Here is a 16442-nt window from a genome sequence, read left to right on the forward strand (position 1 = left end):
TTATGAAATCAACATTTTTTGCTCAAAATAGAGAACGATTAGTAAACACATTACCGGATGAATCTATTACTATTTTATTTGCTGGGCAAGCACCTCATATGTCAGCCGATGCACATTATAAATTTGTGCCGAATCGAAATTTTTACTATTTAACGGGAATCGATGAGCCAAATGTTATTTTCATGTTGAAAAAGTTTGGAAATAGTGTGGAAGAAACTCTTTTCATTGAAAAATCAGATCCAGTAATGGAAAAATGGGACGGTAAAACAGTTTCTAAAGAAGATGCAGAACAAATTTCAGGCATAAAAAAAGTTGTATATATAGAAAGCTTTGAGAAGACAATGGCAAATACACTTTTCACAGAAAATGTGAAGCATCTGTATTTAGATTTAGAGCGTCGTGAGTGGAAGGGTACTGAGACGAAAACGTTAGCGTTTGCTAAATATGTAAGAGAACAGTATCCACACGTTTTAATTGGTAATGTATATCCGCATATTTGTGAATTACGAGTGTTTAAAACGGAAGAAGAAATTGAAATCATTAAAGAAGCGATTGCTGTAACTAAAGAGGGTATTTATAACGTGCTGAAGCATGCAAAAGCAGATGTGATGGAATATGAATTAGAAGCTCATTTTGATTTTACGCTTAAATCATCTGGAATTAAACATCATGCATTCAATACAATTTTGGCGAGTGGTAAAAATGCTACAGTCCTTCATTATGAAGATAATGATGCACAAATTCAAAATGGTGATTTAGTGCTGCTCGATTTAGGTGCTCAAAAAGATTACTACAACGCTGATATTAGTTACACATTCCCAGCTAGTGGAACATTCTCTAGTCGCCAAAAACAAATATATAATATAGTGTTAAAAGCATTGAAAGAAACAACTGAGCTTATTAAGCCAGGATTAAAGTTTACTGCATTAAATGAGCACACAAAAAAGGTACTGGCAGAAGAGTGTAAAGCTATTGGTTTAATTCAAGAAGATGAGGAACTATCTAAATATTATTATCACGGCGTGAGTCATTTCCTAGGTTTAGATACTCATGATGTAGGAACATACAAAGATAGAGTATTAGAAGAAGGTATGGTCATTACGATTGAACCAGGTCTATATATTGAAGAAGAATCAATTGGGATTCGTATTGAAGATGATATTCTTATCACAAAAGACGGGTATGAAAACTTGTCAAAAGATATCATTAGAACAGTTGAAGAGATTGAAGAGTTTATGAGAGAAAATAATGTAAATGTAAAAGAAGATGAAGTTGTTACGAAATAATAATTAGAAGAGGCGCTCAATTTTGGGCGTCTTTTTATTTGGACCATTTTAAACCTCCATATTTTCTTGAAAATTGTCTTCTATAATAATCTTGAAAAAGAAAAAGGAGGGATTTTCAATGAAGAGATTTGTATTAACAGCAGTTACAGTCTCCGTAATATCTTTAATTGCTGCATGTTCTGCGATCACAAATACAACAAATGATCATAAAAATATGGACGATAAAAAAACAACACAGACTGAAACGGCTACAAAACCATTGAAAGTTGTAAAAGGGCCAGAAGTTACTTTAGTAGCGAAAGAAGAAAAGCAAAAGCTAAGTAACGGTGTTATTGTTCCAGTCTGGACATTTAATGGCTCATCCCCAGGTCCAGAAATCAGAGTGAAAAAAGGTGAAAAGGTTAAAGTGACATTAAAAAATGAATTATCTGCACCAGTATCTATTCATTGGCATGGGTATCCTGTCCCAAATAACATGGATGGAATTCCAGGTGTGACGCAAGATGCGGTTGAACCTGGAAAGAGTTTCACCTATGAATTTGAAGCGAACGTACCAGGAACATATTGGTATCATTCGCATCAAGATTCTGTGAATCAACTAGATAGAGGTTTATATGGTGCTCTCATTGTAGAAGATACTAATGAAAAATATGATAAAGATTACACATTAATGTTGGATGAATGGGTTACAGATAAAGAAGAAATTAATAAGCAGTTAAAAGAAATGACAAAAGGGCCAACAGGTAATAAATCTAAGGGTAATGAAAATACGAAAAAGAATGATGATATGAAAGGCATGGATCATTCCGGTATGGACAGTGATAAAAAAGACTCTAGTAATATGGCAGGAATGGACCATGGAAATATGAAGATGGAAGGTCATGATATGAGTATGTATGACTTATTCACAATCAATGGTAAAAGCGGAGATTTAGTAGAGCTGTTAAAAGTGAATGAAGGGGATAAAGTTCGTCTTCGACTCGTTAATGCTGGTTATCTATCACATGATATACATGTTCACGGTCATGATATAAAAGTAATTGCGACAGATGGTCAACCAATTAACGATCCAAAAGTTATAAAAGACAAAGTAATTTCAATCGCACCGGGTGAACGTTATGATATTGAATTTACAGCTAACAATCCTGGGAAATGGTACGTTGAAGACCATTCAGAAAGTAAAGGTGCAAAAGGAATGAAAGCTATTATTGAATATGATGGCAGCAAAGAGATGAAAGACAAAGCAGATGAAAAAGAAAAATTACCGAAATTAGATATGACGAAATATGGTGCTAAAAAATTAGGTAGTTTCACGTTAAATCAACAGTATATTGCCACATATAATATGGACTTGAATACGCAAATGAATGGAAATGAAATGGTATATACAATTAACGGAAAGGTATTCCCAGATATTGACCCAATTTCAGTGAAAAAGGGTGACTTAGTAAAAGTAAAATTAGTAAATTGCTCTAAAGCGGACGATCATCCGATGCATTTACACGGTCATTTCTTCCAGGTGTTAAGTAAAGATGGAAAACCGGTAGAAGGTTCTCCAATTGTGAAAGACACTTTGAACTTAAAACCAGGAGAAGAATATGAAGTAGCCTTTGTAGCAGACAATCCGGGTGAATGGATGTTCCACTGTCATGATTTACACCATGCTTCAGCGGGGATGGTAACAGAAGTGAAATATACAGATTATAAATCTGATTATGTTCCAAACCCTAACATTCCTAATAAGCCAGAATAATATGAAGCAGTTATCCTATGGATAGCTGCTTATTCATTTTCGTTGCAAGTGTTAATGCATATGTTGATCGTGCCCGGATGAAGATGGGGGAGTATGATCGGGGAATGTCACGAACACGGCAACGATAATTACCACACTAATTGAAAGTAATAATAAAAAACGCCGTTGGATAAAAGTAGAAAAGGTTTCTGATAAAAGTTGAATTATACATGACATAGTTATTGTTATAGTAAGTAAAAGACTAATGAACAGTATACTGTGAGCTTGTTGAGCGTTTAACATTTCTGTAATCATTGCTCCCATCATACTTGCCATTAATCCAGAAAACATTCCTTCTAAAGCGGTAAATAGGTGAAACCGTAGACCGACTAAAAAACCGATACAACTACTAATCAAAATCGCAAGCAAAGTAGAATATAGTAATTCACCTTTAAAAAGAATACCTAAATAAAAACCGATACTTAAACCGATACACATACTAAAAGACATAATAAATACCATATACTCCATTAGGGTACCCTTGCGTTTAGATATATATGATGTAATAAGAATCGAGATACAACAAAGTGTTAAGGCAGTTAACGTATAAGCGAACATCATGATACCTCCCTGTCCTATCATTCACTTCATCATATGTTCAAATGGAGAGTACTTATGCTAATATATATCTGCAAATTATCTGGACAATTTAAAAAAGGTAAGTTCAATATAATTTTCAAATAATGATGGTTATCTTAGTGGACGATGCTTCATAAAGAATTGTTGTATTTTTATTTTGAGAGAATATATGTAAGCAAGTAGTAGTGAATGGAAAAGATGTTCGATTTTTGAGCGTCTTTTTTGTCTATAAGCATGAGAAAGAAAGTGTTATATAATGAGTTTCTATTGTGAAGCCATAAAGAATAAGCGTATAATATTATAGGTCTCCCATTTGTGAGGCAAACCGCGAATGATAAATAAGATGGTTGTTTTATCATCGCTTCTAAACAGATAGACAATGAAAGTAACACTGGAATACAGATAGGGAGTTAGAAGATGAAATTAATTATTGCCGAGAAACCAGATCAAGGTTTGGCTCTTGTTTCACAGTTTAAATATCGCCGGAAAGATGGGTATTTAGAAGTAGAAGCAAATGAGTTATTTCCAAATGGAGCGTACTGTACATGGGCAATTGGTCATTTGACGCAGTTATGTAATCCAGAACATTATCACGCTGAGTGGAAGAAATGGTCACTTAATACATTGCCGATGATTCCAGAGCGTTTTCAATTTGAGGTAACAAAGTCAAAGTATAAGCAATTTAACGTTGTGAAACAGCTGTTACATAATCCACAGGTAACAGAAATTATTCACGCGGGCGATGCTGGGCGTGAAGGGGAACTGATTGTAAGAAATATTATTAATCTTTGCAACGTGCAAAAGCCAATGAAGCGTCTTTGGATTTCATCTTTAACGAAGCAAGCTATTTATCAAGGATTTAAAAACTTACTAGATGAAGCAGATACGATTAATACGTATTACGAAGCATATACAAGATCTTGCGCTGACTGGGTCGTTGGTATGAATGCATCGCGTGTCTTTAGTATTTTGCTAAAGAAAAAAGGAATGAATGATGTGTTTTCCGCTGGTCGTGTACAAACACCAACATTAGCACTCATTGTAAAGCGTGAAAAAGAAATAGAGAACTTTAAGTCAGAGCCGTTTTGGGAAGTGTTCGCAACCTTTAATATAGAAGGAAAGAAATATGAGGGGAAATGGGAGAAAGATAATGAGTCCCGCTTAAATGACCCTGATTTGGCAAATAAAATTGCAGCGTTTTGTCAAAACAAACCGGCTGTAGTAAAAGAAATGAAAACGGAGCGTAAAGAGTTTCAGCCGCCGTTTTTATTTAATTTATCAGCACTGCAAGCGACAGCGAATAAAGCCTTTAAATTTTCACCAAAAAAGACACTTGATATAACACAAGCACTATATCAAAAAGGGATTGTCTCTTACCCTCGTTCGGATTCTAACTATGTTACACAAGGAGAGGCAGCGACGTTCCCTGATATTTTACAGAAGTTAAGTCAGTTTGATGAATATAAAGGTTTATTGCCAGCACCAATTGAATCGATTATGAATAATAAGCGTTATGTGAATGAAAAGAAAGTTACAGATCACTACGCAATTATACCGACAGAGCAAGTTACAAATCCAAGCAAACTATCAGGTGATGAAAAGAAAATTTACGATATGATCGTAAGAAGGCTGATTGCGGCGCATTATGAAGTAGCAATCTTTGACTACACAACGATTACAACTCTTGTAGACGAACGTGCTGCGTTCATTTCGAAAGGAAAACAACAAATTCAAGAAGGATGGCGTAAAGTCATTTTCCAAGACGATAAAGATGACGAAACGATTCTTCCAATTGTAGCTGAAGGTGAACAAGGGAAAGTTGTAAAGGTGAAAGTGAAAGAGGGGAAAACACAGCCACCGAAACGTTATACAGAAGGACAACTTATTACGTTAATGAAAACGGCCGGTAAGTATTTAGAGAATGAAGAGCTTGAGAAAGTATTGAAGAAAACAGAAGGTTTAGGTACGGAAGCGACTCGTGCCGGTATCATTACGATGCTGAAAGACCGTAAATATATAGATGTACAGAAAAATCAAGTGTACGCAACCGATAAAGGGAAAGTATTAATTACAGCAATCGGTGATAAAATACTAGCTTCACCAGAAATGACAGCAAAATGGGAGCAACGCCTTGCGGAAATTGGAGAAGGTACAGCTTCACCAGCGACATTTATGGAGCAAACGAAAAAGCTATCAGCTAAAATTATTGAAGATGCGGTAGAAATGTCGGAGAAATGGGATTTCACCGGATTACATGTTGAATCGATTGAACGAAAAGGATCGAAATTTACAACAGGTAAAAAGGTCGGGAACTGTAAAAAATGCGATGGCGATGTTATTGATAAGTCGACGTTTTACGGTTGTTCTAACTACAATACAACACAATGTGACTTTACCATCTCGAAGAAGATTTTAAGCAAAGCTATTTCGCAAAAAAACATGACGAAACTATTAAAAGGTGAGAAGACCGATTTAATTAAAGGCTTTAAAAAAGGCGAGAAAACGTTTGATGCGAAGTTAGAGTGGAAAGATAATAAGATTAATTTTGTGTTTGAGAATTAAGTGGTTTTAACAAATGAAAAAGCTCTTTCCCGAGTAAAATGTGCTGTATTAGGTTTGAAAATATAGATAGAAAAGAAAAAGCATGACAATTTTATGTCATGCTTTTTTATTTTATAATTACAGAGTTTTGTATACTAGCACTAAAATTTATTTGAAATAATTGTTTGAAAAGGTGTTATTAAATTGGGCGTTTATATCATTTTGATCATTTCTTTTATATAAAGGAAAAATAAGGAATTAGAAAATAAAAACAAGCAATGAAGAGAACAGCTGAAAGTAGCTTACACCGATGTTTATAAAAAGTTATAGAGCATTTCTTTGAATGAGGAATGCTTTTTGTTTTTGCTTGGAATAAAAATATACAACAAAAATACTATCTAAAATAATAAAAATTTATTGTGAAACGATAAAATTTATATTAAAATCAAAATCAGAATAAATAAGTGTGATGCTTTTTATGGAAAAGGTAACAACGTTATTTTTAAAATTAGAGGAGGTATAAATATGGAGGTTAACAATGTGATAATTGAAAATATGGATAACCCTCATGAGTTGGAGAGAATGTATAGAAAAGACCCGAAAGCTTTTAAAAAGTCATTCTCACAAGCATGGGATGAAAACCCTGATTCTCAGGTTCTTGGTGCTTGGTATGAAAGATTGTATTTCAAGGAGACGGCAAATACAGAAAAACCTTCATTGTTTCAAAAAGGTTTCTTATTCATGGGCATTTTAGCTATTCTGGCAGGGCTAAGCACCAGGGTAATCTTCCATTTTGTCGAACAGGAAGCAATTGCTCCAATTAACTTGGCTTTTGGTGTAATTCCCTTTATTGCTGCTTATTTTATTTACAATAATACTCCGAAAAAAAGTATTATTTATTTCCTTGCAGCATTGTTCCTAATTGCCGGGGGTATCTTAATATGTTGCCATTAAATTATAAAGACAGCAGTATCCTTGCGTATTTACATCTTCCTATATTCTTATGGGTCTTAGTAGGGCTTGCGTTTACAGGAAATGAATATTCAAAAGGAAGTACGAGATTAGCTTATATTAAATTTAATTTGGAATATTGTATTCTCTACGCCAGCATGGCAGTGAGCGGAATGGTACTAGCAGCATTAACCATGCAGTTATTTAGGTTTGTTGACTTGAATATAGAAGACTTCTATTTTAGTAATGTTATTTTATTTGGTGCTGCCGCTCTCGCTATTGTGGCTGCATACTTGGCATCAATGAATCTTAAACTTGCTAAGAATATTACACCATACATATCTAACATTTTTAGTCCTCTCGTCTTGATCACATTGTTGATTTATCTTATAACGGTTATATGGGTCGGGAAAAATCCGTTCTTGGACCGCAATTTCCTAATGGCCTTCAACGGAATACTCCTTGGTGTATTGGCTGTTACCATATTTTCCATTGTTGAGAGTGAATCAGACGAGAAAAAGAACATTTCAGATTATATCAATTTTGCCTTAATTGTTCTTGCGCTTATTATTGACACTGTAGCTTTGTCAGCCATCGTATTCAGACTTTCTTCTTACGGGATTACACCTAATAGACTTGCTGTCTTAGGAGTAAACATACTGATCTGGGCAAATCTAATTTGGATTATGTTTTCCTATATGCGTTTTCTACAAAACAAATCAGGACCGACAGCTATCCAAGATGCCGTTACGAAGTATTTGCCAATTTACGGACTTTGGGCAGCTTTCGTTATATTTACTTTCCCTATAATTTTTAATTAGAAAGACTTTGTTAACGTAACGACAAGCTAATTTTCTATAACGTATAAAATCCTTAGAGCCGATAAGTATCGTTACTTCTATACTTTCTCGACAATAAAAAAACGTCCCAAAGTAGGACGTTTTTTTTATGTGTATTGCTGTTTTTTCTTAATAAGTAATAACACTTGTGACACACACGCTAGTACTGGTAGTTCTATTAACGGTCCAATCACTAATGCAAGCGCGATAAGAGGCTCGTCTGGAAAAGCAGTCACAGCAATTGCGAGTGCAACAGGCGAGTTTCTCGCTAATGTTGTTAAGCTTAGGCTTACAGTGTCTTCATAGGATAAATGCATCATACGTCCTACAAACTGTCCTAGTATAAAGTTAATTATGAAGAACAGTAATACTGGTATAAGTAACAATAAAACAACATTCATATTTTGTAATAAGTACTTACCTTGTGAGGCAAACATCGCTACTATTGCTAAACTTAAAAATACAATTTGGGAAGAGCTGAAAAATGGAATGAGTTTATTCTCAAGTGTTTCAACTTTTTTCATTTTATGCATAATGAATTTTGTAGCGTGCGCAAGTAAAAATGGTAAGACGATTACGATAACAATACTTTCTACTAAAACAGAAACCGCTACAGTTTTCATTACACCAGCAAATAAAAACAAATAAATTGGCAGCAATAATACTTGTAAAATTAAATTTACCGGTAGAATTGATGTAGATAATGCGACGTTACCTTTTGCGATCTCTGTGAAAATTAAATACCAGTCTGTACACGGAGTAACCATTAACATAATAAAGCCAACCCAAAGTGCTGGGTGATCTGAAAGAAATAATGCGCCTAATCCCCAAGCGAGAAGAGGTGTCCATATAAAGTTAATACCTAGGCTTGTTCCAGCGAATTTTAAGTTGCGGAATCCATTTTTTATATCCTTTAATGGAATGCTAAGGAATAATCCATAAAGCATTAAAAATAAGAAGGGGACAATAAATTTTTCCGAATACATATGTACCATATTAAATTGTCCTAATATAACCCCGAATATAACAGCTGCAAGAATGATAAAGGTTTGAATCTTTTCTAAAGTACTCATTAATTAATCCTCTCTATAGATGAATTTCCCTCTTTAGTCATATTATACAAGGTATTTTACTTATGTGTTTTTGAATTAATCATTTTGACTGAGGAAATATCTTTATTAAATATTTTTAATTCGAGATTTTCTTCTTTTTAAAAAGTTACTTGACTAAAGTAAGTGGATATATTACAATCACTTACATAAGGTAATTAAATAACAAAAAGTTTTAATTTGCTCAGGTTAAGGTATCAATTGGAACTTTTTATTAGAATAAGAATTTTTATGATGATGAATAATGAATATGATAAGAAAGTTTAGGTGAAGAAAATGGGATTATTTAGCTCATTGTTTGGTAAAAAAGAAGAAAATACAAAAGTAGAGGGGAATAAAACAATGTCAAAAGTATTATTTGTAAAAGCAAACGATCGTCCAGCGGAGCAAGCAATTAGTTCGAAAATGTATGAAACATTTGTAAGTGCTTATAAAGAAGCGAACCCAAATACAGAAATTACGGAGTTAGATTTATTTGCATTAGATCTTCCGTATTACGGAAATATCGCAATTTCAGGTGGATATAAACGTAGTCAAGGAATGGAGTTAACAGCTGAAGAAGAGAAGGCTGTAGCAACAGTAGATCAATATTTAAATCAGTTTTTAGAAGCTGATAAAGTTGTATTTGCGTTCCCATTATGGAACTTCACAGTACCCGCACCATTAATCACATATATTTCATACCTTTCTCAAGCCGGAAAAACGTTTAAATATACAGCGAACGGTCCAGAAGGTTTAGTTGGTGATAAGAAAGTAGTTGTATTAGGCGCTCGTGGTTCAGATTACTCTTCTGAACAAATGGCTCCTATGGAAATGGCTGTTAATTACGTTACAAACGTACTTGGGTTCTGGGGAATTGCCAATCCAGAGACAGTTGTAATTGAAGGACACAATCAATATCCAGATCGCTCACAGCAAATTGTTGAAGAAGGTTTAGAGAACGTTAAGAAAGTAGCGGCGAAATTTTAATTAATGATAGTAAATGTAAAAACCAACATGGATGACCATGTTGGTTTTTTAGTCTATTTTTCGTGTAAAAAAATGTATATTTATAAAATAAAAGAAAAGTTCGAAAATAGTATTGCAAAATATTATATATCAAACTATAATGAGTTCAAGAATAGTTGATACTTAAATTAAATATTCAGAAAATTCAATTAGTTAAAATTGGAAAATGAAATAAGGAAATTTGAATGGGGGTTATATTATGGCGAATAAAGTACCGTTTTCGTTCATAGTAGTTATCGGATTAATGTTATTTGCACTATTTTTTGGAGCAGGAAATTTAATATTCCCAGCGATGCTTGGTCAATCGGCAGGAGAGAATGTATGGATTGCTAACGCTGGATTTTTAGTAACAGGAGTAGGTTTACCATTACTAGGTGTATTAGCATTTGGTTTTTCAGGTAAAGATGATTTACAGTCATTAGCAAGTCGAGCTCACCCGGTATTCGGGATTGTGTTTACGACAGTTTTATACTTAGCGATTGGTCCGTTATTTGCAATACCAAGAACGGGAAATGTTTCTTATGAAATTGGTCTTAAGCCGTTTATGCCAGAGGGATTAGGTTCTACACCGTTAATTCTTTTTACAATTATATTCTTTAGCATCACTTGTTTTTTTTCGCTAAATCCTGCGAAAATTGTCGATATTGTTGGAAAAATCTTAACGCCAATTAAATTAACATTCATCGGTATTTTAGTAATCGTTGCTTTTATTCATCCGATTGGAGAAATGCAAGCACCAGTTGAAGGGTATACATCACATGCATTTTTCAAAGGATTCCAAGAAGGATACTTAACAATGGACACGCTTGCATCGTTCGTATTTGGGATCATCATTATTAATGCAATTAAAGAAAAAGGTGCGAAAACGAAAACACAAATTATGGTTGTTTGTGCAAAAGCAACACTGATCGCAGCATCTATTTTAGCAATTATTTATACAGCACTTTCTTATATGGGAGCTTCAAGCGTTGCGAAGCTTGGACATTTAGAAAACGGCGGAGAAGTATTAGCGAAAGTTTCTAACTACTATTTCGGATCATATGGCGGGGTATTATTAGGATTAATGATAACAGTTGCTTGTTTAACAACTAGTGTGGGACTTGTATCAGCATGTTCTTCATTCTTCCATAAGTTATTCCCAAATGTTCCTTACAAAGCAATTGCAATTACGTTATGTGTGTTTAGTGCTATTGTTGCAAATGTTGGATTAACACAACTAATCGCAGTTTCTGTTCCAGTATTAACAGCGATTTATCCACTAGCAATCGTGCTGATTTTCTTAACATTCTTCCACTCGTTATTCAAAGGTAGAGCTGAAGTTTACCAAGTGAGCTTAATCGTAACATTTATCATCAGCTTATTCGATGGATTAAGTGCAGCTGGAGTTAACATTGAAGTAGTAAGCCAAGTGTTCACTAAATTCCTTCCGATGCAGGAAGTAGGATTAGGCTGGATCTTCCCAGCGATTATCGGTGGATTTATCGGCTATGGTATTAGCGTTGTAAAAACGAAAAATGGAGTGCAACCAGCAGCTGGTGCGAATAAGAAAATAAGTTAAACAAAAAAAGTTATAGAATTTGATTCTATAACTTTTTTTGTTACTATTGATAAGAATAGAAAAAATAAAGTAGTAGGGGAAATAAAATGAAAAAAACAATTGACCATATCGGGATCGCAGTTCGTGATATAGATAGTACGATACATTTTTATGAAAAGGTTTTATCAGGAACTTTAATAGATCGATACGTAAGTGAAGCACCTGGTGTTGAAAGCGAAGTAGCTATTCTTGAAGTTGATGGTGATAGAATCGAATTACTTGCGCCAACGAATAATACAACTTCTCCAATAGCACGATTTATAAAGCAAAAAGGGAAAGGTGTCCATCATGTTGCGTATCGTGTAGACGATTTAGATGTAGCTTTAGAAGAATTAAAGGAACAAGGGATTCGAACGTTAGAACATACGCTTCGCATCAATAAGCATGGTAGACGATTAATTTACCTTAACCCAGCGGATACGGAAGGGACGATTATTGAATATTGTGATTATCCGGAAGTGAAATAAAGGAAGTGTATTTTTGTGAAAGGTGTTACGTACTAATGTAACGCCTTTTTATTTGTATACTTTTCAATATTTCGACGAAAGTATTTCGGAATGTTGAATATATATTATGAGAAGCTATCCACTATCCTGTAGGAGTGGGCATGATTTTTTTAGTATTTGCGAGCAAATGGAGCCGACTATAGGGTAAGCAATCCTCATTTTGCACAGTAATATATGAAAGAAAAAGAGTGCTTTATAACCAACTATATATTTTATGCAATACATATAATATAAATTGTGAATTTCATGTATTGGAGAGTGGTTATCTGTGGAGATTTCAAATAGTGCTGAAAATTTTAACGTATTATTTGTTACATCTAGTGTTCCTGTCTATTTTCCGGTGCTAGAGGAATCTATATATAATAGTTTGAAAAAGGCAATTCGTAATGTAACGATGGTAACATACGAAAACTTGGTGAAAACGGCTTTAAAGATAAAACCGGCACTCATTATTGTATTTCATGGTTTTGAAGAAGGGATAATTAAGGGAATTCAAGATTTAAAACAATACAACTTTAAAACTGCACTCTGGCTTACAGATGACCCTTACTTTACAGATGTGACGAAAAACTTAGTGCTTGATTATGATTATGTGTTTACGCAAGATACAGGATGTATTGATTTTTATAAAGATTTAGGTTGTGATAATGTATATTATTTGCCTTTAGCAGCAGAACCTCCTGTATATACGCCGATACTTAGGGAAGAGGAATACATATTTGATATTAGTTTCATAGGGACTGCTTTTGATAATCGGCTCGCATTTATTGATTCAATTGCAGAGTACTTAGTGACTAAAAACACTCTAATTATAGGTTGTAATTGGGATAGACTAAAAAGTTATGAGTTATTGAAAGATAAAATTTTACTTTTACCATTTTTGGTTTACGAAAACAGTATAGGATATTACAAAAAAAGTAAAATCAACATGAATATACATCGCTCGATAGAGGATTTAACATTTAATAGAAATAGAGTAAAAGTAAATGCTTGTTCTATTAATAATCGTACATTCGAAATAGCTAGTACAGGTTCTTTTCAAATGACGGATATTCGTTCAGATTTAGAAAAGTGTTATATTCCAGGGGTACAAATTGAGACATTTACCTCAGCGGTTGATTTTATAGAGAAAGCTGAAAGATATTTATCGAACCCGGCACAAAGAAAGAAAATTGCGATGGAAGGGCTGAAGAGAACGCTAATCGAACATACATATGATAAAAGGGTACAACAGCTGTTAAAAATAATTGAAATGAACCCTAAAAAAGAAAATGAAATTTAAAAATAGGGAAAGAATGTGTTGAAACACAACGTATTTAAAGAACAAGGTATTTGAATGGAAGAGCATACACTTCGAATGAATAAGCATGGTAGAAGATTAATTTATCTTAACCTAGCGGATACAGAGGGCACGATCATTAATTATTGTGATTATCCGGAAGAGAAGTAAAGGAAGTGTAATATGGAGAAAGGGTGTTGCGTAATAACGTAATACCTTTTTTATTTATCCCGCTATTTGTTGGCAATAAGATTCCCGCTTCAAAAGTCGGAGAATGCGAGGGAGTTAGGTGGGAGATCGAATGCTCGTAAAAGTCCCACTGATTAAAGTTTCACTTTATGTATTTCACATTTTCTTCACAAATGATTCACGATAACTTTTCTTATGCGGGAGCTAACATAAATATATTTTATGTTATAATAACAATCAGCTTTAAAAATATAAGTTATATATATGAAAGTAGTTACTATTATATTAGAAGTTCAGAGGTGAGGGGTAACTTAAGAGTCGAACTGTATAGAAATTTATACTTAATCAAGTTAATATTTTGCCCGGGATTCAAACTTGAGAAGTAAAAGTAATGAAAGTGTAGCAATGACGAAGAAAGAAGTGAAATAAGTGTGAAAGTAATGCAAAGGTTAGGGGCATGGTTGCTAATCGCGTGCGTGTTGATCATATTGATACCAAAAAGCGCATCCGCTCATGCGTATGTTGTGAAATCAAATCCTACTGAAAATGAAACGTTGAAGAAAGCACCATCTATTGTGAAAATTGAATTCGATGAGGACATACAAGTTTCAAGTTTTAATACATTGTTCGTAAGAGACACCTCAGGTAAAAGAGTAGATTTAAAAGATGCACATATTGATAAGAAAAACAAAAAAATATTAGAGGCTGGGTTAAAAGAGAATCTCAAAAATGGTCTTTACTCTATTCAGTGGAAAGCTATTTCAGCTGATGGACATCCGATTCAAGGAGTTATTCCATTCCGTATTGGATTAGCAGAAGCGGGAACAGATGATATAAAAGTAGAAGAGATGGGCTATGTTCCGCAAATCGATATGATCATGGAACGTGGGGTTCTATATACAAGTTTCTCACTATTTTTAGGAGTTCTATTCTTTAATCTTATTATGTATAAAGGGAATGCAACCCCAGTTCAATCAAGGAGTAAGAGAATAATATGGATAGCATTATTTGGGATATTTATTAGTTTACTATTCAATTTACCATTGCAGGCGAAAATAAATGCTGATGTTTCATGGTTAGAAGCATTCGATCCTATATTATTAAAAGAAACATTACAGCTATCTGTTTTTCGTTATGTATGGATCACTCAAATGGTTCTTATTAGTATGCTGATGATTGTTACATATTTTGCAGTGAAGAGTGAGAGGCTTTCGTCGTTTAAAGTATGGAGCATTCCAATTGTATTATTTATTGGGTTACTTGTTATGAAAGCCTTCAATAGTCATGCATATGGATTAAAGTTTAAAGAAATTGCTGTCGTTATGGACTTTCTGCATTTATTCGCAGCTTCGTTATGGATGGGGGGGCTATCATCGATTGTTCTTCTGTTACGTAAAGAGGCTGACAAGTGGACTATGTATTGGGATGCGATTAAGCGTTTTTCGCCATGGGCAACAGGTGCTGTCATAGTGATTTTATTAACGGGTCTTTTTAACAGTACATTTTTTATTCCCACGATCCATTCCCTATTTGATACGAAGTATGGATTGGCCTTATTAGCAAAGATACTTTTATTCGTGTGTATGGGGATATTGGGAATTATTCATTATGTGAAAGGGAGAATGCGAGCGCAGCAAAGGTTAGGAGCTACGGTGAAAGTAGAGTTTATCATTGGAATTATCGTTTTCGTAATCGTAGCTTTTATGACAAATGTACAAACACCGCCGATGCCTCCTACGGGACCTTTTACAGAGAGTAAACAATTAGATAATGGATATGAACTTACTTTACATGTAAGTCCTAATAAGGTAGGACAGAATACATTTCATATTACTTTGAAGGATGAGAATGGACAGCCTGTTACTGATATGGAACAAATTGTATTGACGACTCAATCTTTAGATATGAATATGGGCAAAGGTTCATTTAAAGTTTCGGCAGTGTCACCGGGAGAATATGAAGCGGAAGGTATGTATATTAACATGACAGGAAACTGGAATATACAAGTTCACGGATTAACAAAATCTCTTGATAGTTTCGATACGGATTATAAATTTATTGTAGGTGGCAGATAAAAAAGACGTTATAAATGAAAAGGAGTTTATAGAAAATGAAACGTATAAAAAAATTAGGAACAACAATGATCGCAACAATAATTGCAATGGGTATTTTTTCGTTACCTGTTAGTGCTCACGTAACTGTGAAACCAGCAACTTCTGACGTTAGCTCTTGGGAGACTTATACAATAAAGGTACCTGTTGAAAAGAATATGGCAACAACAAAAGTCACACTGAAAATACCGTCTGGAGTCGAGTTTCAACAGTACGAGCCAGTGCCAGGGTGGAAAGTGGAAGAACAAAAAGATGCAGCTGGAAAAGTTAAAACTGTAATATGGGAAGCAACAGGAGAAGGGATTTTACCTGGTCAGTTCCAACGATTTACTTTCGTTGCTAAAAATCCAGATAAAGAGCAACAAATAGCTTGGAATGCATATCAACAATATAAAGATGGAGAAATTGTTGAATGGACAGGCGATGAGAAAGCTGAAAAGCCCCACTCACTTACTACGATTGCAAAAGGTACATCATTAACAGGAGAACATGGTGAAGTGTCTAGTGTGGAAAAAAATGAAGGTACAAGTAATATGCAAACAATAGCAATTGTCTTATCAGTTTTAGCGATTGTATCTTCCGTAGGTACGTGTGTTTTTGTAGTACGTCGTAAAAAGTAGGGAACATTGAAAGGTCTCATTGAAAGTAATGAGAC

11 protein-coding genes and 2 pseudogenes are annotated in these 16442 nt (G+C 34.3%); 11 read left to right on the forward strand and 2 right to left on the reverse strand.

The annotated features are described in order from the left end of the window. The first annotated feature begins 2 nt into the window (after positions 1 to 2). Both JFT95_RS07545 and JFT95_RS07550 read left to right on the forward strand, forming a co-directional pair. A complete protein-coding gene (locus tag JFT95_RS07545; protein ID WP_002126845.1) occupies positions 3 to 1286 on the forward strand; it encodes an aminopeptidase P family protein in 1284 nt (427 codons plus the stop codon). A gap of 118 nt (positions 1287 to 1404) precedes the next feature. Continuing rightward, entirely contained in the window at positions 1405 to 3039 is a 1635-nt protein-coding gene (locus JFT95_RS07550; RefSeq protein ID WP_201051851.1) for a multicopper oxidase family protein, read from the forward strand. A 51-nt stretch (positions 3040 to 3090) separates the two neighbouring features. Here the strand turns inward: JFT95_RS07550 and JFT95_RS07555 are convergent, their stop codons facing one another. Then, entirely contained in the window at positions 3091 to 3636 is a 546-nt protein-coding gene (locus tag JFT95_RS07555; RefSeq protein WP_016120021.1) for a hypothetical protein, read from the reverse strand. Positions 3637 to 4074: 438 nt separating this feature from the next. Between JFT95_RS07555 and topB the strand changes: the two genes are divergently transcribed. Both topB and JFT95_RS07565 read left to right on the forward strand, forming a co-directional pair. Continuing rightward, a complete protein-coding gene (topB, locus tag JFT95_RS07560; protein WP_002012275.1) occupies positions 4075 to 6219 on the forward strand; it encodes a DNA topoisomerase III in 2145 nt (714 codons plus the stop codon). A gap of 504 nt (positions 6220 to 6723) precedes the next feature. Next, a pseudogene (locus JFT95_RS07565) lies at positions 6724 to 7970 on the forward strand (DUF4153 domain-containing protein). A gap of 125 nt (positions 7971 to 8095) precedes the next feature. Here JFT95_RS07565 and JFT95_RS07570 read toward each other — a convergent pair. Then, positions 8096 to 9061, reverse strand: a complete 966-nt coding sequence (locus tag JFT95_RS07570; protein ID WP_201051852.1) for an arsenic resistance protein — start codon at positions 9059 to 9061, stop codon at positions 8096 to 8098. A 312-nt stretch (positions 9062 to 9373) separates the two neighbouring features. Between JFT95_RS07570 and JFT95_RS07575 the strand changes: the two genes are divergently transcribed. From JFT95_RS07575 to JFT95_RS07605, 7 genes and pseudogenes are all read left to right on the forward strand, one after another. Then, entirely contained in the window at positions 9374 to 10066 is a 693-nt protein-coding gene (locus JFT95_RS07575; RefSeq protein WP_201051853.1) for an FMN-dependent NADH-azoreductase, read from the forward strand. Positions 10067 to 10304: 238 nt separating this feature from the next. Beyond that, on the forward strand, positions 10305 to 11663 hold the full coding sequence (gene brnQ, locus JFT95_RS07580; RefSeq protein ID WP_078178885.1) for a branched-chain amino acid transport system II carrier protein: 1359 nt from the start codon (positions 10305 to 10307) through the stop codon (positions 11661 to 11663). A gap of 86 nt (positions 11664 to 11749) precedes the next feature. Continuing rightward, on the forward strand, positions 11750 to 12169 hold the full coding sequence (locus tag JFT95_RS07585; RefSeq protein ID WP_002086225.1) for a VOC family protein: 420 nt from the start codon (positions 11750 to 11752) through the stop codon (positions 12167 to 12169). Between the two features lie 307 nt (positions 12170 to 12476). Continuing rightward, positions 12477 to 13490, forward strand: a complete 1014-nt coding sequence (locus JFT95_RS07590) for a CgeB family protein (protein WP_033730339.1) — start codon at positions 12477 to 12479, stop codon at positions 13488 to 13490. Positions 13491 to 13550: 60 nt separating this feature from the next. Continuing rightward, positions 13551 to 13658, forward strand: a pseudogene (locus tag JFT95_RS07595) (glyoxalase); the annotation flags it as partial. Between the two features lie 443 nt (positions 13659 to 14101). After that, entirely contained in the window at positions 14102 to 15751 is a 1650-nt protein-coding gene (locus tag JFT95_RS07600) for a copper resistance CopC/CopD family protein (RefSeq protein ID WP_201053603.1), read from the forward strand. A 35-nt stretch (positions 15752 to 15786) separates the two neighbouring features. Continuing rightward, positions 15787 to 16407 carry a YcnI family copper-binding membrane protein gene (locus JFT95_RS07605; RefSeq protein WP_002126863.1) on the forward strand — a complete coding sequence of 207 codons (621 nt, stop codon included), beginning with the start codon at positions 15787 to 15789 and terminating at the stop codon, positions 16405 to 16407. Positions 16408 to 16442: the final 35 nt, after the last annotated feature.

The organism is Bacillus sp. TH17 (assembly GCF_016651125.1).
GTDB classification, from domain to species: Bacteria; Bacillota; Bacilli; order Bacillales; family Bacillaceae_G; genus Bacillus_A; species Bacillus_A mycoides.